This is a genomic window from Pseudomonas nicosulfuronedens (assembly GCF_005877905.1).
Taxonomy (GTDB): domain Bacteria; phylum Pseudomonadota; class Gammaproteobacteria; order Pseudomonadales; family Pseudomonadaceae; genus Pseudomonas; species Pseudomonas nicosulfuronedens.
The window spans coordinates 13,095-32,746 of the sequence record NZ_SWDV01000009.1 but is presented as its reverse complement, the minus strand read 5'-3'; the positions used below and the strand labels follow the sequence as shown (position 1 = coordinate 32,746).

Sequence of the window (19,652 nt, the reverse complement as noted above, 5' to 3'; positions counted from 1 at the left end):
CGGAAGGGCACGACCTTCATTCAGAGTAGCCCTGGATCGGGGGCAGCTCTCAGAGACTGGCCAAGGCCGCCTCGATTCGTCCCATCAACGCGTGCACCGCTGCGCTCAGCTCCCGCCCGGCAGGCTGGGCCAGCAGTGCCTCTTCCACCGCCCCGCAGGCATCGCTCAGCCCGTGGGCGCGAACCACTGCGAGGGCTCCGCGCAGGCGATGGACGTGCTGGCGAACGGTCGCCAGATCATTGTCCTGCAGGGCCTGGCTGACGCCCTGCATGTCCTGACGCATGGTGCGCAGGAACAGGTCACGCATTTTCTCCGACACTTCCAGGCGATCGTCCACCGAAGCCCGGTCCTCATCCTGGCCCTCGGCGTGGATCGCCTCGCCCGGCAGGGCGTGGCCACAGACCTTGAGCAAGCCGTCATGCAAGGTGCGCAAGCTCATCGGCTTGACCAACCAGGCATTCATGCCCACCGCCATGCACCGCTCGCCCTCTTCGCGCAGCGCGTTGGCGGTAACCCCGATGATCGGCAGCCAGTTATCGTGTCGGCGCAGTTCGCCCACCAGCTCGTAACCATTCATCACCGGCATGTTCACATCGGTCAACAGCGCATCGAAGGCGCCGGGCGCCCAGCGCTGCAAGGCCTCACGGCCATTGCTGGTGAGGGTGACACGACAGCCCAGCTCCTCGAGCTGCTCCTTGAGCAGCGCCTGGTTGATCGGATTGTCCTCGGCCACCAGCACCCGCAGGCCGAGCTTGCCCAGCCGGGATGCCCGCGGCGGCTGGCGAGTCTCGCCACCTCCGCCCTGCTGCGCCAGACGCAGGGTCTGGGCAATGCCGGCCAGGTGGTAGAGGCTGACCTCCCATCCTTGAGCCGACGCCAGCGGCTGAATACCGGCATCGGCCAGGACGCAGACACGCCGGCCGCTCCACGCCGGCTCGTCGCCGGATTCGAGCAGGTCCAGCAGCACCGCACCGGTGGGAACGTCCGCCGGCAGCTCATCCTGGACCATCGCCAATCCTCCCCAGCAATCGATCCAGCTAGCCAGGTTCTGCGCCAGCTCCTTCACCGGGGCCCGCACATACACCGGCTGCGACAACAGCGATGTACCGTCTGCCAGCGGCTGGACGCGTTCGAGCACCGGCAGGGCCAGGGTGAAGGTGAAGCTGCTGCCCAGCCCGGTCTCGCTCACGACGCGCAGTTGGCCACCCATCAAGTGGCTCAGCCGCGCACAGATCGATAGGCCCAGCCCGGTGCCGCTCACCGTGTGCTCATGACCATGGGCCTGGTAGAAGGGCTCGAACAACCGCTGCTGCTGAATGTCGGACATGCCGATACCGGTATCCGTCACCTGCCACTGCAAGGCCATCTCGCCCGCTTCGTCAGCCACGATACGCAAGCGCAGCACCACACGGCCGATATCGGTGAACTTCAGCGCATTGCTCAACAGGTTGGCGAGAATCTGCCGGATGCGTGCGGCATCGCCTCGCACCAACCCAGGCACGTTCGCCTCGATGCAGGCATAGAGCTGCAGCTCCTTGCCCTCGGCCACTCCGGCGTAGCCGGCGACGACGTCTTCGGCCAGCTCCAGCGGGTTGAACTCCGTCGCCTCCAGGGCCATCTGCCCGGCCTCGATCTTGGACACGTCGAGGATGTCGCTGATCAGCTGCAACAGAGTCGAGGACGAGCGTTGAATGGTGGCGAGGTAATCGCGCTGCTGGCGGGTCAGCTCGGTCAGCCCGAGCAGTTCCAGGGTCCCCAGCACACCATAGAGTGGCGTGCGGATCTCATGGCTCATGGTGGCCAGGAACACCGACTTCGCCTCGCTGGCGGCATCCGCCGAGAGCTTGGCGTCGGCCAGCATCTGCTGCGCCTGTTTGTGCGCACTGATGTCATTGAAGGCGCAAAGCACCACGTTCTCGCCCCGGTAACGGGTCGGCGCGAAGCTCGCATGCAGTGCCCGGCCCTCCACCTCGAAAACCAGCTCCCCATCCACTTCGCCGATCCTGCCACTCAGGTCCCAGTCACGGCTGATGCGGGTGATGGCCTCGGCGTCGCCCAGCCACTGCTCGGCCAGGCGGTTCTGCATCACGACCTGGTGGCTGCCATGACGCAACACGCAGAGCGCCACCGGGGCAGTCTGGATCACCGCACGGCTGAAGGCATCGCTTTCCACTATATCCAGATGCGCACGGCGCGCAGGCTTGATCACTCGCCGCGAGTACCAGCGAATGGCGAACCAGCCACCGGCGAGGCTACCGAAAATCAGCACCAGCCCGCCGAGGAATTGCCATTTGGCATAGCGGAAGAAGCTCGCATAGCTCAGGCGATAGAGCGCCGTCCAGCCCCCCTTGAATTCGCTGCGAGCCTTGAACACCAGGCCGTCGGCGCTGAAGTTCAGGCCATCCTGGTAATCCTTCTCGCCGCCAGGAAAGTCGATCAGCACCTGGCCGTCCGGAGCGATCAGTTCCAGTTCGTCGAACACAGGCCGATCAAGCACCTGTTCCAGATCATTGATACGCCCCAGGTCCAGCAGCGACACGGCGACGACGCGCCGGTCCAGGTCGGACTCCCACCATAGGGCATCGGGCAGGTCGAGGCTGACATAGGCCAGAAGCTCGCGAGTCGACCCGCCCGTATAGGGCTGCGCCTGCGTCCAGTGCACCTGCGTGTCGCTGCGTTTGGGCGAGCGCGCTTCCAGCGCCTTGCGCACCCGCTCGATGACCCGCAGGTAGTTGCCCCGGGTCAGCGGCCGTTGTCCGCGGAAGTTTCCGATCGAGGGCACGGCGAGGCTGGTGGCCCCCTGCAGGTCGAGTACCAGGACCTGCGGCGAAGGGAAGGAGGAGGTGCTCCAGTAGCTGCTGTAGAAATTCGCCAGCATTACGCCGAAGGAAAAGGTCCCGGGCTGCTCCTGGGGGCTGGGACGCATCAGCTGTGCCAGGGTGAAGGACATGGCGAAGGAGAATTCCCGGCCCTCGTGGATCTCCATGCCGTTTTCACGGCTCAGCATGCGCCGCTGCAACGGAATCACGTCCAGGTCCTGGCGCTGGGTGGACTCATCGCTCTGCTGGGCGACGCGGTCGAGAAACGCCTCGTGCTCGTGGATGTCCCCCACCAGCCGGGTGAAGTGGAAATGCACCTTGTCGCGCTCTTCCTGCACTACCCGGCCGAGCGCCCAGTAGAAAGCGCCCACCAGCATCAGGGCGAGGGAAACGGCACACAGCAGCACAACGTTCAGGCGCACCGAAGTGCTGGCCAGTTTTCGAATCGAGCCGTTGTCATGTTCCTTCATGCGAAGTATCCGGTGTCACGAAAGTGGCGGCGGAGGCCCGCCGGATACCAGCAGACTGTAGATGTGAGTGCGGGTTCAGGCGAGCCGAACGCACCCGGCGAGCCGACGCTCGCCCGGGCATTGACGTCGGACCTGCTGTAAATCAATAAGCCTTGGCTGGCCGCTCCTGGAGCAGCTGCCGGGTGAACACTTCCGGAGGCACCGGCCTGGAGAACAGATAGCCCTGGGCGCAGTCACAACGGAGCCGGCGCAGCAAGGCCAGCTCATCGGGATGCTCGACCCCTTCGGCAATCACCTCCAGTCCCAGTTGCCGCCCCAGCTTGACGATGCTCTCCAGCGCCGCCGCCAAGCCTTCGTCATCCACGCAGCCATGCACCAGGGCGCGGTCTATCTTCAGCTCAGTGAACGGGGTGGAAACCAGGTTGTACAGCGAACTGTAGCCCTGGCCGAAGTCATCCTGGGCCAGGCCGAAGCCCTTCATGCGCAGGCGGCAGGTGCCGGCGTAGTAGTTCGCCGGGGTCGCCGTGCTGCTGCATTCGAGCAGTTCGAAGACGATGTGCGCCGGTGCGCCACCGCGCTCGGCGACGAACTCGGCCAGGCGATCGGGCAGCTCGGGATCATCCAGCAGGTGGGTCGGCAGGTTGACTGCCACCGAGAGGCGAAAGCCCAGCTGCGCCCAGTCGGCCTGGGCCTGCAACGCCTGATCGAGAATCACCCAGAGCAACGCCTCGTCCAGGCCCGCCGCAGTCAGCGCGCCCATGAAACTGCCGGGCCTGAGCACACCGTGCTGCGGATGCTGCCAGCGCACCAGGGCCTCGGCGGCGACGATGCGGCCATCGATCAGCGACGCCTTGGGCTGGTACCAGGCATGGAATTCCCGGCGTTCCAGGGCTTGCAGCAGCTCCTCGCGGGTCGGCACGGCGATGGCCGGTGCTTCGCGCTGTTCCTCGCGCTCCAGGCGCGAGACGAGCTTCTCCAGGAGGCGGCGAATGACCGGCGCGCGGGCCGGCTTGGCGATCTGCTCGAGCACGGTAATGCCGTGGGCGCGCGCTACCATGCAGGCGCTGCCCATCAACCGGCGCGAAGCCGAGCTCATGATCGCCAGCAATGGAGGCTGCTCCAGCGCCGCCAGTTTCTGGATCAGCTGCACACCGTCCAGGCCAGGCATCATCAGGTCGCTGACGACCAGGTCGAAGCGCTCCTGCTCCAGCCAGCGCAGGGCCTCGGCGCCATCCTCGGCGGCCCGCAGGTGCTCCACGCCCTGCTCGCGGAACAGGTTGAGCAGGTACTCGCGCTGGAAGGGCTGATCCTCGACGATCAGGATTCGCTGACGTCGCATGGCGGCACCTCCTTGGGCAGACTGATCAGGCATTGGCGCAGGGTGCGCAGGTCCACCGGCTTGAGCAGGCAGAGATTCATGCCGGCGGCGAGGCAGCGTTCGTTTTCCTCGTGCATGGCATTGGCGGTGGCGCCGATGATCGGCCCGCGGTAGCCGCGCTGGCGCAGGGCCGCGGCCAACTGGTAGCCGTTGAGATGGGGCATGTTGACGTCGCTCAGGACCACGTCGAAGGCTTCCGGCTGCCAGCGTGCCAGCGCCTGCCGGCCGTCGGCGGCGAGCTCGACCTGGCAGCCCAGGGTTTCCAGTTGGTCGCGCAGGATCAACTGGTTGATCGGGTTGTCCTCCACCAGCAGGATGCGCAGGCCCAGGCCGATGTCCGGCAGCGTGTCGGTCAGCCGCGAAGCGTCGCTGTCCACGCAGCCCTGCGCCGCCGCCACGGCACGGCACAGGCCCTCGAGGTTGTAGCGGCCGACGTGCCAGTCGCAACCTTCCTGGCGCGGCTGTTCGCCCCCCAGGTCCGACACCACCACCCGGCACCCCTGCCAGGCCGGCAACGGCCGGCGATCGCTGGGATTGAAGCGCAGATCCACCAGCACCCCGGTGCTGTCTTCTTCGAAAGTCTGCTCGGTGCTGGCCATTTGCGCCCGGGCGCCCCAGCGCTCGATCCAGCCACAGAGACTCTGGGCCAGCTCACGGGTCGGTGCATGCACCCACACCAGCGAGTCGCGCAGCGGCGGGGTGGATGAACGGCGGTCCACACACTGCAGCGGCAGGCTCAGCGAGAAGCTGCTGCCCAGGCCGACATCGCTGACCACCCGCAACTGGCCGTTCATCAATTCGGTGAGCCGCTTGCAGATCGACAGGCCCAAGCCCGTTCCACCCGCCACGCGGGCATGCCCCGACACCTGGTAGAAGGCATCGAAGAGATGCTCCTGCTGATCCTCAGGGATACCGACGCCGGTGTCAGCCACCTGCCAGTGCACGATGTCGTGCCAATCCGCGCCATGTTCGGCACGGACGCGCAGGACGATGCGGCCGCTGTCGGTGAACTTCACGGCGTTGCTCAGCAGGTTGTTGAGAATCTGGCGGATGCGCGTGGCATCGCCCAGCATCCGCTCGGGCATCTGCGAATCGCAGCAGGCATAGATCTGCAAGCCCTTGGCGCGGGCGCTGGCAGCATAGGACTGGACCGTGTCCAGGGTCAGCTCCAGCGGCGAGAACTCTTCCGGTTCCAGGCCCAACTGGCCGACTTCGATCTTCGACACATCGAGCACATCGCTGATCAGTTGCAGCAGGGTCGAGGACGAGCGCTGGATGGCGCGCAGATAGCCCGACTGCTGGTGATCCAGTGCCGTACGGCCGAGCAGCTCGAGGGTGCCAAGCACCCCGTAGAGCGGCGTGCGGATCTCGTGGCTCATGGTTGCCAGGAACAGGGTCTTGGCCTCGTTGGCGGTGTCCGATAGGTGCTTGGCTTCGGCCAGTGCCGCCTCGGTCTGCTTGCGCGCGCTGATATCGCTGAAGGCGCAGCACAGCACCTCCTCGCCCTTGTAGCGGGTCGGTGTATAGCTCAGGTACAGGTGCCGCCCAGTATGGGTTTCCACTTCCTCCGAACCACCTGCCTCACCACTGCTGAAACCCCGCTCCAGCCAGCCGTGGCTCCAGTAGCGCCGCTCATCGCCACTGCCCAGCCATTGCTGGGCCAGGCGGTTTTCCAGCACCACCTCGGCGTCGTTGCGGCGCAGTACACAGAGTGCTACTGGCGCCGTCTGGATCATGGCGCGGGAAAAGCCTTCGTTCTCCACCAGAGCATTGAGCCGGTGCTGCGCTGGCTCGATCAGGCGCCGATTGATGCGCCGGCACATGCCCCAGATCAGCAGCGAGCAGACCAGCAAGAAAGCCAGGGAGGCGAACAGCCTGGGCCATATCGGCAGCAGAAGGTCGGCAAGATTGAAGTAGTAGATCAGTGACCAGTCGGAGCTACCCAGATGCTTGAGCAACGCCAGGTGGCTTGGCAGCGGGCCGGGACCACTGAAGGCGAAGTTGTCGCCGTCCCACAAGTCGCTGAACTGCAGGCCGAGTTGCGGCGTCACCGCACTGCCGAGAACAGCACGATGTTCGTGATCCAGCAGCAGGAAACGGCCCGCCTCGGGCACGCCGAACGCAGCGGCGAGGTCGGCGCCGAACAGCTCCAGCCCCAGCCAGCCGTTGTCCTGCTCGCTGGTCACGCGGGTGAACAGGTATTGCCTGGCCTGCGGGTCGGTCGGGTCAGCGAGCCAGCGGACCTGCTGCTCCTCTTTCGGCGTCCCCGGTTGTCCCAGCGCCTCCAGCACCGACGGAGGGACCACCGCATTGAGCGCCGGCGCCCCATATAGCCGGGTGACGGAGCGCTCCGGCGCAGAAGAGACATAAATCAGGTTCAGCCGCTTGGATTCCATCTCCGACAAGTCGCGCCCGGACAGCGCCAGGCTCCAGCCGGAACCGGGTTCGCCCAGCGTCACGAATACCTGCTCGTGGGGCGGCACCGGCACGCCCAGCTGGCGCCACTGGACCAGCGGCTCGCGGACTTTCCAGGTCACACCGCGGCTGATGTGCTCCAGCAGCAGCTCCCGCTGACCGAGGTAGTCCTGGGCCTCGTACATCGCGGCATTCATCTGCCGGCGCAGTTGCGACACCTCACTGTTGACGGTCGCAGCGAGGAACAGGCTGAGAGTGAAGAACAGGCAGGCGATCACCACCCAGGCCAGCATACGAAGGAGCTTTCGGGCCGCCTTCGGGGTGGAAAAGGACGAATCCTGGGGGCGAAGGAACTGCTTGAGTTTCATGCCCGCCAGCCTGGCGAAAAGCTGACCGATGGGACATCAGACAAATCTAAAAAGTGTGGAAACGCGAGCAACCGCGCAACGGCGCCTGTCGTGCCGGGGCATCAGCCATCCAGCAAGCCGCTGGCGCGCTGCACGCGCCGCTCGGTCGCGGCCTCCAGTACCTGCCAGCCGCGCCCGGTGCTGGCCAGGGTGAACCATTTCCGTGCGCGGGTGATGCCGGTGTAGACCAGCTCGCGGGTGAGAATGGGGTTGAGGCTGTCGGGCAGCAGGAGCGCAGCGTGGGTGAACTCCGAACCCTGGGACTTGTGTACGGTCATGGCGAACACCGTTTCCACCGCCTGCAAGCGGCTGGGCAGGATCCAGCGAATGGCGTCGGTGCCGTCGCCCGCCGGGAAGGCCACCCGCGCCACCCAGCGTACCGAGCCGTCGTCGGCCGATTGCGGCAGCGCCAGGGTGATGCCGATGTCGCCGTTCATCAACCCCAGGCCATAGTCATTACGGGTAACCAGTACCGGGCGCCCAGCGAACCAGCCATTCGCAGTGGGGATCAGTCCCTCGCGTTGCAGCAACTCGCCGATCAGGGTGTTCAACCCTTCCACCCCCCAGGGGCCGCGACGCAATGCGCAGAGCAACTGGAACTGCCCATGGGCTTCCAGCACCTTTCGCGCCCAGGCATCCAACTCGGCCTGACCGGCGTTGTCCGCCGGACGCGAGCCGCTGACCACGCGCAGGTAGTGGGCGTAACCAACCGGACCGAACAGGTCACCGCCGCGCCCGCCATCGATCACCAGATCACGCAGGCTACGAGTCTCCTGGGCGTCCACGACGATGCGGGCAAGGTCTTCATGCTGTGCTTTCCAGACCTGGCGCAGGGCCGGGATATCGCCGCCATTGACCGCATCGGCCAATTGGCCGATGCCACTGTCGGCGCTGAAGCGGTGACTGTGACGGAGCATGGCCACAGCCTGGTCGAGGTCGCTGCCGGCAGCGTCCAGCAGCGCAGGGTCGATCTGTTCGCCGGTCACCGCCTCCAGCCAGTCGCGGGTAAGCGGGCGGTAGTGCCCTTCGCGGGCACGGCTGCACAGCTCGCCGAGCACCGCGCCGGCTTCCACCGAGGCCAACTGGTCCTTGTCGCCGAGCAGGATCAGGCGTGCGCGCGGCGGCAACGCGGCAAGCAGCGAGGCCATCATTTCCAGGTCGACCATCGAGGCTTCATCCACCACCAGCAGCTCCAGCGCCAACGGGTTGCCGGCGTGGTGACGGAACTGACGGCTGTCCGGGCGGCTGCCGAGCAGGCGGTGCAGTGTGGTGACTTCGGTTGGGATCGCCGCGCGCGCGGCCTCGCCGTTGGCCAGCCCTGCGAGATCAAGGCGCTGCACCGCACCGGCGATGGATTCGTTCAGGCGCGCGGCTGCCTTGCCGGTGGGCGCGGCGAGGCGGATACGCAGTGGTCGCCCGCCCTCCCCCAGCGCCAGGCTTTGCAGCAGGGCGAGCAGTTTCACCACGGTGGTCGTCTTGCCGGTGCCGGGGCCGCCAGTGACGATGCCGAAAGCGTTGCCGGCAACCAGCGCGCAGGCGAGCTTCTGCCAGTCCGCCGGCGCGCCAGGTTTCTTCGGGAACAGGGCATCCAGCGCCTGGCGCAACTGGGCAGCGGGCAACGCGGCACGCAGCGCATCGCCCTGTTGCAGCCGCTGATCGATACCGGCACGCACTTCGCGCTCGTACTGCCAGTAGCGGCGTAAATAGAGACGGCGGCCGGCCAGTACCAGCGGCGTCTCGCCGGGCCCGTTGCTGACCAGGCGCGGATCGTTGAGCACGCCCCGCCAGGCGTCGAGATCGATGCCGTCCAGCAGCACGCCGGGCAGCTCCGGCGCATCCTTGGCCGAGTCGCCTTCAGGGGGCAACGACAGGGCGAAGCGGCTGTCGGCCAGCGTCGCTTCCAGATCGAGGCAGACATGCCCACGGCCGAGCTGGTGGCTGGCCAGGGCGGCGGCGAGGATCAGCAGCGGGTTGGCATCCGGTGCGCGCTCGACAAGGAAGATCGCGAAGGCGCGGTCCAGCTCGCGCAGCCAGCCACGTTCGGCCCAGCGGCCGATCAGTTCGAGCATCTGGGCGGGGCTCTTCATGCCGGCACCTCCGCGCGGAACAGGCTGTCCAGCTCGTCCATCAGCGCCTTCGGTGGGCGCTCCAGGTACATACCCTGGGTTGCCGAGGAACTGCCGCGCAGGAACAGGTACATCGCGCCTCCGATATGGCGGTCGTAGTCATAGTCGGGCAGGCGCGCCTGCAACAATCGGTGCAGAGCGAACAGGTAGAGCGCGTACTGCAGGTCGTAGCGGTGCTCCAGCAGCGCCTCGCGCAGCGCGCCTCGCGTGTAGGCCTCGTCGTCGGCGCCCAGCCAGTTGGATTTGTAGTCCGCCACGTAGTAGCGGCCCTCGTGCTCGAACACCAGGTCGATGAAACCCTTGAGCATGCCGTTGAGCAGGTTGGCCTGCAGTGTCGGACGCGCCACGCCACCGAGGGTGTGGCGGATCACGGCGGCGTCCAGGAGCTGGCTGTCGACATTGCGGGTGGAGAACCAGAACTCCATTTCCTTCTGGAAAGTGGTCAACCCGCCAAGGCTGACCGGCGCCGCATCAGGCACATGGAATGCCGTACGCAGGTACTGCCCGAGCCAGCCGGTCAGCGGCTCGATCCACTCTTCCCAGCCACGCACGGCACATCGCCGGGCGATCTGGTCGCGCAGCTGCTCTTCGTCGGCGTCGAAGCCTTCGTCGGCAGCCCACTCCAGCAGGCCGTGGAGGAAGCTGCCGGGGTTCGCTCCACGCGGGAAGGCATGCAGGCTGAAGGGTGCAGGCACGGCCTCCAGTTCGCGGTGTTCTTCCAGGCTACTCTCGCGCAGCAGGTCTTCGCCGGCGCTGATGGGTTCGTCGGCGGCCGGTGCGGGTGCGATGTCACTGTCGTCCTCGGTGGCCAGCGTCGCCAGCGCGGAGTAGCTGGCGATCCACCATTTTTCCGCCACCCGGCGGCGTGGTTCGCGGGCCGCGCCCAGGTCGCCGGCCTGCTGGCCAACGAAGAGCTCGGTGCCGACTTCCGGCGCCGGCTCCAGGGCGATTTCCGCGTGGCCGGCCTGCAATTCGCCCAGCCGTGCGACCACCTCCTCGACACCCAGCGCGTTACCGCCGCCGAGCAGGTAGCCCATGGCGCCCTTGTGCAACTCGGGGTTCTTGCTGTTGCTCATCACCAGCGGCGCCATGCCCAGCCACACGGCGTGGCGCGCACGGGTCAGGGCCACGTAGAGCAGGCGCATGTCCTCGCTCAGGCGCTCGTCGTTGGCCAGCTGGAAGGCGGCCCTGGCCAGCTCCTTGTCGCGGGACAGTTCAACCACCCGCGACTCGCCGGACTGGAAGCTCGGCGGCGTGCCACTCTTGCCGTCCAGCTCGCGCCAGGTGCAGATGAAGGGCAGCAGCACCAGCGGGTATTCCAGGCCCTTGGACTTGTGGATGGTCACCACCTTGATCAGGTCGGCGTCGCTTTCCAGGCGCAGGATTTCTTCGCTGGAAGGGCTCTCCAGCTGTTCGGCGAGCCCCCGCAGCAGGGCATGTTCGCCGTCCAGCTCCACGGCCTCGCGCTGCAGCCACTCGGCCAGGTGCAGCAGGTTGGTCAGGCTGCGTTCGCCATCGGTCTCGCGCAGCAGGCGCGCCGGCAGGGCAAAATCGGCGAGCAGGCGGCGCAGCATCGGCAGCACGCCCTGCTGTTGCCAGAGCATCCGGTAGTCGCGGAAGCGCAGCACCATGTCTTCCCAGAAGCGCTCGTCCTGGTTCAGGCGCTCCAGCGTCGCCCAGTCCAGTGCCAGGCTGCGGGTCGCCAGGGCAATACGCAGGGCGCCGTCATCGCCGGGGTCGGCGCAGGCGCGCAGCCAGTGCAGCAGGTCGACGGCCTCGGGGCTGTCGAACACCGAGTCACGATCGGACAGGTAGACACTGGCGAGTCGGCGTTTCGCCAGTTCGCCGCGCACGGCTTCGGCTTCGCTGCGACCGCGCACGAGGATGGCGATGTCCGCCGGACGCAACGCGCGCCACTGGCCATCGGCGTCGCGGAAACCGCTCTGTGCGGAACTCAGCCAGCGCTGGATGGCACTGGCGCTGCGCTCGGCCATCTGTTGGCGGTACAGCGTGGAGCCGCAGACCTGGCCATCGTTATCCAGTTGCCAGAAGGTCATGGCCGGCGCTTCGCTGCCTTCGAGCAGCAGCGTTTCGTCACGGCCACGCGCGCCCACCTCAAGGAAGGGCACGGGGTTCTCCTGCCCTTCCACAGCGAAGCGGAAGGCGCCGCGCTGATGGCCTTCGGCGAACAGGAAACAGCGGTTGGCGGCGTTGACCATCGCCTGCGTGGAACGGTAGTTGGTGCCCAGCGTGTAGTGCCGCCCGGCGGTGGCGGCACGGGCGCGCAGGTAGGTGTGGATGTCGGCGCCACGGAAGGCGTAGATCGCCTGCTTGGGGTCGCCGATCATGAAGAGTCCGAGGCTCCGCGGGTTCTCGCCGATGCGGTAGACGCGCTCGAAGATGCGGTACTGCAGCGGGTCGGTGTCCTGGAATTCGTCGATCAGCGCCACCGGGAACTGCTCACGGATGCGCTCGGCCAGGCGTTCGCCAGCGCTGCCGGCCAGCGCGCGATCAAGGCGTACCAGCAGGTCGTCGAAGCCCAGTTCGGCGCGCTTCTGTTTCTCCACTTCCAGGTTGAGCCGCACTTCGCCCAGGGCGTGCAGCAACAGTTGCGGGGCGATCTCCGGGCGTTGCTCGGCACGCTCGACCCAGGCGTCGATGGCCTGCAGTGCGGGGTGCTCCGGCACCACGGCCTTGGCCTTCACCTTGATCCGCGACTGGCCGAACTTGGCCAGGTTGTCCGGCGCATCGGCGCCTTCGCTCCAGGCATCCAGTGCCTCGATCCAGCCGGCAAAGACGGCATCGTCATCCTTGCCGCGGTAGCTGTTGCCGTTCAGATCGCCGCGCAGGTTGCGCAGCAGCTCGGCGACACCCTCGCGATCCGCCGCCCAGGCTTCACGGGCGCGGCTCTCGGCGGCATCGAGTTCGTCGTAGAACTGGCCGGTGGTTTCCAGCAGTTCGCTGAGCGAAACCGGTGCGCTGAGCGGCTGGTCGGCGTAGCGGAAGCCGGCCTCCTGCGCCGCCAGCAGCGGTTGCAGTGCGCGGGCGAGTGCTTCGGGGCCGGCGTAGCAATGGCGCACAGCGTTGGCCGCCGCCACTCCCAGCGGGTAGAAGTTGCGTCGCCAGTAGTCGCGCACGGCTTCGGCGAGCAGCTCGCTCTGGTCGGCGGCGAGGTCCTGGGTGAACAGGCTGCCGCTGTCGAAGGCGTGCTCGCGCAGCATGCGGTAGCACCAGCTGTGGATGGTGGAGACCGCGGCCTCGTCCATCCATTCGGCGGCCAGACGCAGCAGGCGTGCGCAGCCGGGCCAGCGCTCGGCGGCGTAGCTGTCGCGCAGCTTCACCAGCAGACCGTCGTGCTTCTGCTCGGGCTCGGCGAAGCAGCGCGCAGCCTCGCCCAGGCGCGCACGGATACGCTCGCGCAGTTCCTGGGTCGCGGCTTCGGTGAAGGTCACCACGAGGATTTCCGGCGGGCTCAGCGGCCGGCCGAACGCGGCCTGCTCGCCACCGTGGTCGAGGACCAGACGCACGTAGAGCAAGGCGATGGTAAAGGTCTTGCCGGTGCCGGCGCTGGCCTCGATCAACCGGCTGCCGTGCAGCGGGAAGTCGAGGGGATTGAGCTCGACGGCGCTCATACGGCCTCCTCCTTGCGCTGCAGAATTGCAAACAACGGCCCGTACAAGGCCTCGGCCCAGGCGGCGAATTCCTCGCTGGCGTTGAGCGCGGCGAAATCGGGGTAGACCCGCGCCAGCGCTGCCGAAGACGCCGCCTCGCCGCTCAGGTTGAAGCCGCCGTCGTAGCGCTTCGCGGCTTCACGGGCGGCACGCTCTTCGTCCTCTCCGGCGGCCAGCCAGGCGAAAGCCGCCTTGCAGGCGACCGGCAGCGGGCGGCTCATGCCCTGGAACCAGGCATCCAGCAGCGCATCCAGCTCGGCACGTGCCTCCTGCGCCGGCAGCGGCGGGAATTCCAGGGTGCCAGTCAGGCCGACCAGCACGCTGGTCACCGGCTCACCACACAGTTGCAGCGCGAGGTGACGCACCCACGGGCGCACCAGCCCATGCCATTTGTAGCCCTTGCCTTCATGCAGCTTGCCGCTGACCAGCTGCAGGCTGGCGAGCTGGCCGTCGGCATTGCGGCGCAAACCACCGAGCCAGTCGGCCAGTTCGATGCCGGCATGCTCATGGTGGAGCTCACGCTGTTCGTCTTCCACCTGCGACCAATGCTCCAGTTGTTCACGGTAGCGGGCCAACAGGTCGTGCAGCGGCGCCACCAGCGCCTGGGCGGAGAAGTCACCGAAGGCCGCCAACGGCAGCCGGCCCTCGCGGCGCAGGCGCTCCACTTGGCCGGTCAGTTGCACAGCTAGCTGCTCATCCTGCCAATGCTGCTCCACCCAGGGTCGCAGGCGTTCGCAGAGTTCGAACTGCAATTGCCAGACGTCCAGGCCGTTCAGCTCGAAGGGCTCTTCGTCCTGGCCAGTCAGTTGCTCCTCGCCGAAGCGCACCTTCAGGCGTTGCAGGAAGAAGGCGCCGACCGGGTTGGCGAGGAAGTCCGAGAGCACGCGCAGGCCGATGGGGGCGTCCAGCACCAGCGGCGACAGCGGCGCGTCGTTCGTCTCACCGTCGTGCTCACGGTGCACGTCGCGCCATTCGCGAGCATAGGTGTAGAGGCCGTCGATGCCCTGCCCGGAAGGCGCAGCGAAGTAGGCGCGGCTGAATGGCTGCAGCGGGTGCTCCAGGGTCAGCCCGTGCAACAGGTCGCTGCCGTTGGCGCCGTGCCAGCCGGCGGCGAGGTGGTCGCGCAGCTGGCCGACCAGCACGGACGGCGGGCGCTCGCTGTTGTCGCGGATGCTTCGGCCAACCCAGCTGACGTAGAGCTGGCGGCGCGCCGAGAGCAGCGCTTCGAGCAGCAGATAGCGGTCGTCCTCGCGGCGCGAACGGTCGCCGGGGCGGTAGTCATTGCGCATCAGGTCGAAGTCCAGCGGCGATTGCGGGCGTGGGTAGTCGCCGTCGTTCATGCCCAGCAGGCAGACCAGCTGGAAGGGAATCGCACGCATCGGCATCAGGGTGCAGAAGCTCACCGCGCCGGCCAGGAAGCGCTGGTTCAGGCCGCCGGCATCCAGGCCGCCGAGCCAGGCCTCGCGCACTACCGAGAGTGGCAGCGGGTCAGTGAAGCCCGCGTAGCCGCAGGTTTCCAGCCAACCTTCGAGCAGGTTCAGCAGTTGCTGGCGAAGCAGTTCGTCGTGGTCGTCGGTGACCCGGAAGAAGTCTTCCAGCAGGCTGCGCAGGCGCTGCACCCAGGTCGCCGCATCGGCTTCCTCGGCGAGCAGGTCGCAGGCGTTCTCCAGCGCACCAAGCAGCCCGGCCAGTGGACCGAGGGCGGCGGCGTCGAGCCCGCCGATTTCCGCATAAGGCTGGATGCCCTGGAAGGCTTCGCCCTCGCCTACCGCGAAGCCCAGCAGCATGCGCCGCAGGCCGAAGCGCCAGCTATTGGCTTCGGCGGCTGCCGGCAGCCCGAGGCGTTCGCGCTGCTGGCCGTCGAGCCCCCAGCGCACACCGGCACCGTCGATCCAGCGGCGCAGCAGCGGCAGGTCGGCGTCAGCCAGGCCGAAGCGCGCACGCACGGCGGCGACGTCCAGCAGGTCGAGGATTTCGCTCACCGCAAAACGGCTGTCGGGCAGCCGCAGCAAGTGTTCCAGCGCCACCAGCAGCGGCTCGCGGCCGCGCTGGCCCTGGTCGGCCAGGGTGTAGGGAATGAAGCGTCTGTCGTCGCGCGCGATCTGGCCGAACACGGCTTCGATATGCGGCGCGTAGGGGTTGATGTCCGGGACCATGACGATCACGTCGCGCGGGCGCAACGTAGGGTCGGCATCGAAGCGCGCAAGCAGCTGGTCGTGAAGGATTTCCACTTCGCGCTGGGCGCTGTGGGCGACGTGGAAGCGCACCGAGTCATCGGCCTGCGGGTCGACCGCCGGCCAGTGTTCGCGGGTTTCGTTGATCGGCCGCAATTCGAGGATATCGTCCTGCAGCTGGCCGAGCAGGCTGCCCGGTTCCACTTCGCTGAACAGGTCGATGCGCCCATTGCTCACCGCGCCCAGGCGCGCACGGTAGGTTTCCGGATCGTCGTACTGGTCGAGCAGGTTGATGTAGTCGCGCCCCTGCTTGCCCCAGGCGGCCAGCAAAGGCTGGGCGTACTGGTGCTGCTGGTCGTCGCTGAGCAGCTCCGGGGTGCCGGCGCGGCGGCGCTGGCGGCGGTACTCGTGGCGCAGCAGGTCCTTGTCGGCCACGATGTCGGCCCAGTGATGACGACAGGGGTTGTGTACGCAGAGCAGCACCTGGGCATGGCGCGCCAGCACGGCGAGGGCTTCCACCGTCTGCGCGGGCATGGCGGAGATGCCGAACACCACCACGCGGCGCGGCAGGTTCGGCAGCAGGCTCTCGGCGTTTTTCAGTTTCGCGATGAAACGCCCGTGAACGCCGGCGCGGCTGGTGGCCAAACCTTCGGGGCCGACATCGTCGAGCAACGAGCGCCACAGGGCGGCCTGCCAGCGATTGTCGGCGTCCAGCTCGCGTACGCTGCCGTTGGCCAGGCGCAACTGATCGACGCTACGGCTCCAGTCCTCCAGCCAGTCGGCGCGGTAGACCTGGTACTGGTCGAACAGGTCGGCCAGGCGCTCGGCCAGCTGGTGGCGCTTGCGCAGGTCGGCGTCGTCGGCGAGGAAGCGTTGCAGGGTGGCGAACTCGTCGCGCTCCAGCAGCGTCGGCAGCAGGCGCATCAGGCGCCAGGTCAGCGGGCCCTTGTCGAGCACCGAGACCTCGGGGATTTCATCGCGGCCCAGCGCACCACGGTAGGCACGCCAGAGAAATTGCGCGGGCAGTTGCACGTCCAGCGCGGCGGTGACACCACAGCCACCCTCCTCCACATCGCGCCCCAGCGCCAGCTTGAGCCACTGGGCAATGCCGTTGCTCTGCACCAGGATGACTTCGTTCTCCAGCGGCGCCAGCGGGTGCAGGCTCATCCACTGCACCAGCAGGTCGCGCAGCGCTTCCGGATGGTTGCCGTGGATCACCATCAGGCCGGGGGTCAGTCGCTGCTCGCTCATCGTGTCTCCTGGTGCGGAGCGGGCAACTGGGAGCGCCCGCCGGGGATGACGGGCATTTCACCAAAAAAGCGGGCTGGCGGGGCAGTTTTTTACAACGCCGCTCAGGCGGCGACGGCACCTTGCTCCCAGGCTTTGCGGATGGCTTCGGCGATCTCCTCGCGCAGTGCCTCGCGGCGGCGGAACTCGCTGCGCCGCTGGCTCTTCACCTCGGCGATGTCGCGCACCGGTTCGCGCTTGGGCAGGCGATACCAGTGGCGGTTGTGCCGCTTGGCGTGGGCTTCCAGCCAGAAGGCGTCGTAACTGGACTTGAGCTTGTGCGAGCAGGTATGCGCGGCGTCACTGATACCCAGTAGCTGCCGGCCGCCCATCTGCTCGCCCATCGTATAAAGAGCGCTGAGCAGCAGGCTCTTGGGCCGCAGGCCGAACATTTCCTTGCCCAGCCATTTGACGGTGCCTTCGTCCATTGTCGTGCGCGGCCCCTGCAGCCCACCGATCAGCAGCTGACCATTCTTTCCGAGGGTGAAACTCAGGGAGTACAAGCGCTCACCGTCACCATTGCGCAGGTACAGGCCCAGCTCTCCCTCACGGTAGAAGTCCGATGGCTCCAGCAGCACTTCCAGCGCGTCACCGCTTTTCAGAGGAACCAGGCTGAGGTGCACCGGCCCCAGGGCCAGTAACTTCTCTCTCCAGGCGCCAGGCAGGCAATCCAGCTGTGAATAGTGCTCCAGCAATGCAGCGAGCCGGCGCCGGACGCTCCAGTGGCGGCACAGGTACTTTCGCCAGTGTTTCTGGGCGGGCGGCAACCCGTCCTGATAGGACTCGGACAGCACCGGCATAAGCTGAATACGGCGCGACCAGCACCAGTGCAGGTAGGGGAACAGGGTGGCTGCCAGCGCGCGTTGGCCGGTCTTGCGAATGGTTTTCCAGCGCATGGGTCTGAGGGGTCCGGAGCGGGAGAAAGCGGCGCACTCCTGCGCACGCGAAATGAAAAGCGCGCCAGTGTGGTCGTGAAGTTCCCGCCGGGGGATCGGTCTCCCGGCCGCCCCGCTGAGTGATATTTCCGATTGGCATGCAGCAAAGTCCGACGGATATCCGCTCGCTTTCGCAGATGCTCGATGGCAATCCACCGCTATGCTCTGGAGTGGTATCCCAACGCCCCGACATGGAGACCAAGATGGGCAAGAAGAGCAAAGCCAAGAATCAGGCTGTAGAACCGCAAGGCAAGATGAAGAACAGCGAGTACGAGGAACACCTGCGCAAGCTGTCCGTGGAACTGGTCAAGCTGCAGCAATGGGTGGTTCAAAAGGGCCTGAAGGTCTGCATCATCTTCGAGGGCCGTGATGGCGCCGGTAAAGGCGGCACTATCAAGGCGCTCACCGAGCGCGTCAGCCCACGGGTGTTCCGCGTGGTGGCGCTGCCCACACCGACCGAGCGGGAGAAATCCCAGCTCTACGCCCAGCGTTACATCCGCCACCTGCCATCAGCCGGCGAGGTGGTGATCTTCGACCGCAGCTGGTACAACCGCGCCGGCGTCGAGCGGGTGATGGGCTTCTGCACCGAGGAGCAGGCGGACAAATTCCTCGCCGTGACCCCGCTGTTCGAGCGCATGCTCACCGAGTCGGGAATCATCCTGCTGAAATTCTGGCTGGAGGTCAGCCCCGAGGAGCAGGAACGCCGTCTGAAGGACCGCATCACTGACGGTCGCAAGATCTGGAAACTCTCGCCGATGGACGTGAAGTCCTTCACCCGCTGGGACGAGTACACCCGCGCCCGCGACCTGATGTTCGCCGCCACCGACTCGCCCTGGGCGCCCTGGATCGTCGCGCCCTCCGAGGACAAGAAGCGCGTGCGCCTGAATGTCATCAGTCACATCCTCAAGCACGTGCCTTACAAGGAGCTCCCGCGCGAGGAAGTGAAGCTGCCCAAGCGCGGCAAGATCGGCAAGTACCAGAGTCCCGATTACCCGATCCACTTCATCGAAGAAAAATTCTGATACCAACCGGGGCCGGCTCTCACCGGCCCCGGATCCAGTCGCTCAGGCGATTGCCTGCAGATAGCGGTCCACCTCCCCCGATAACCAACTGGCAAAGGCCGCCACCTTGGCCTGGGTCGCCTCGCGCTCGGGCCAGACCAACCAGTAGGGGAAGCCGTAGGGCACGCGCAGATCGCTCAGGGCAACCAGTTCACCGCTTTCCAGCGCCCCCGCCACCAGGCTGCGGCGTTCCAGGCCGATCCCCTGCCCCAAGCGCACCGCCTCGATACTCAGGTTGGAGTCGTTCACCACGAACTCCGCCGACTCCTGCGGCACTTCCACGCCTGCCGCCTGGCACCAGCCCAGCCAGGACTCGAAACCAGTGACGCGCGGGCAGCGGAGGATTTCCTCCGGAGTCTGCGGCAGACGCCCTCCGTTGAAGTCCGGCGCGCCAACGACCACCATTTCATCCTCGAACAGACGCTCCTGCGCCAACCCTTCCCAGTGCCCCTGACCGATGCGGATCGCCACATCGGCCAGCCCCTGGCGCAGGTCCATCACTTCCAGACTGGCGAGCAGGCGCAGACGGTACTGTGGATAAGTCGCGCGAAAGCCCGGCAGGCGTGGCAGCAACCACTTCTGGCCGAACGACGGTGTGAGCGCCACTACCAGCTCATCCTCGCCCGGACGCGCCCTCGCCAGGCGGGTCGCCTCGGCGATATCGCGCAGCGCCCCGCGAATCTGCAGGGCGTAGAGGCGCCCTTCCTCGCTCAGGCGCACCCCGCGGCCCTCGCGCTGCAGCAGAGTGATGCCCAGAAGGCTCTCCAGCTGGCGCACCTGCTGGCTGATGGCCGAATGCGTGACGTGCAGTTCACTGGCGGCAAGCGTCACGCTGCCGAGCCGGGCAACGGCCTCGAAACTACGCAGGGCGGAGAGCGGGGGCACTGCACTCATGTAAGTATTCCTAAC

At 66.8% G+C, this 19,652-nt stretch carries 9 protein-coding genes; 1 reads left to right on the top strand and 8 read right to left on the bottom strand.

From position 1 onward, the window contains the following. Nucleotides 1-49: 49 nt before the first annotated feature. From FAS41_RS09235 to FAS41_RS09205, 7 genes are all read right to left on the bottom strand, one after another. The gene (locus FAS41_RS09235; protein ID WP_138521470.1) at nt 50-3,289 is read right to left on the bottom strand and encodes a hybrid sensor histidine kinase/response regulator; all 3,240 of its coding nucleotides are present in this window, start codon (nt 3,287-3,289) and stop codon (nt 50-52) included. Nucleotides 3,290-3,431: 142 nt separating this feature from the next. Continuing rightward, nucleotides 3,432-4,628: a response regulator cyclic di-GMP phosphodiesterase PvrR gene (gene pvrR, locus FAS41_RS09230; RefSeq protein ID WP_138521468.1), complete on the bottom strand. Its 1,197-nt coding sequence runs from the start codon at nt 4,626-4,628 to the stop codon at nt 3,432-3,434. Beyond that, a complete protein-coding gene (locus FAS41_RS09225) occupies nt 4,607-7,375 on the bottom strand; it encodes an ATP-binding protein (RefSeq protein ID WP_425467706.1) in 2,769 nt (922 codons plus the stop codon). Before FAS41_RS09225 ends, pvrR begins: the two co-directional genes overlap by 22 nt. Before the next feature lie 176 nt (nt 7,376-7,551). Further along, nucleotides 7,552-9,576, bottom strand: a complete 2,025-nt coding sequence (recD, locus tag FAS41_RS09220; protein WP_138521464.1) for an exodeoxyribonuclease V subunit alpha — start codon at nt 9,574-9,576, stop codon at nt 7,552-7,554. Continuing rightward, on the bottom strand, nt 9,573-13,247 hold the full coding sequence (recB, locus tag FAS41_RS09215) for an exodeoxyribonuclease V subunit beta (protein WP_138521462.1): 3,675 nt from the start codon (nt 13,245-13,247) through the stop codon (nt 9,573-9,575). The genes recD and recB overlap by 4 nt, the downstream gene beginning before the upstream one ends. Beyond that, a complete protein-coding gene (recC, locus tag FAS41_RS09210) occupies nt 13,244-16,711 on the bottom strand; it encodes an exodeoxyribonuclease V subunit gamma (protein WP_138521460.1) in 3,468 nt (1,155 codons plus the stop codon). The genes recB and recC overlap by 4 nt, the downstream gene beginning before the upstream one ends. Nucleotides 16,712-16,812: 101 nt before the next feature. Next, entirely contained in the window at nt 16,813-17,643 is an 831-nt protein-coding gene (locus FAS41_RS09205; RefSeq protein WP_138521458.1) for a VirK/YbjX family protein, read from the bottom strand. A 242-nt stretch (nt 17,644-17,885) separates the two neighbouring features. On the opposite strand from FAS41_RS09205, the gene ppk2 reads away from it, so the two are divergent. Continuing rightward, the gene (ppk2, locus tag FAS41_RS09200) at nt 17,886-18,704 is read left to right on the top strand and encodes a polyphosphate kinase 2 (protein ID WP_138521456.1); all 819 of its coding nucleotides are present in this window, start codon (nt 17,886-17,888) and stop codon (nt 18,702-18,704) included. 42 nt (nt 18,705-18,746) lie between these two features. Here ppk2 and FAS41_RS09195 read toward each other — a convergent pair whose 3' ends face one another. Beyond that, a complete protein-coding gene (locus FAS41_RS09195) occupies nt 18,747-19,637 on the bottom strand; it encodes a LysR substrate-binding domain-containing protein (protein WP_138521454.1) in 891 nt (296 codons plus the stop codon). Between the last annotated feature and the right edge of the window lie 15 nt (nt 19,638-19,652).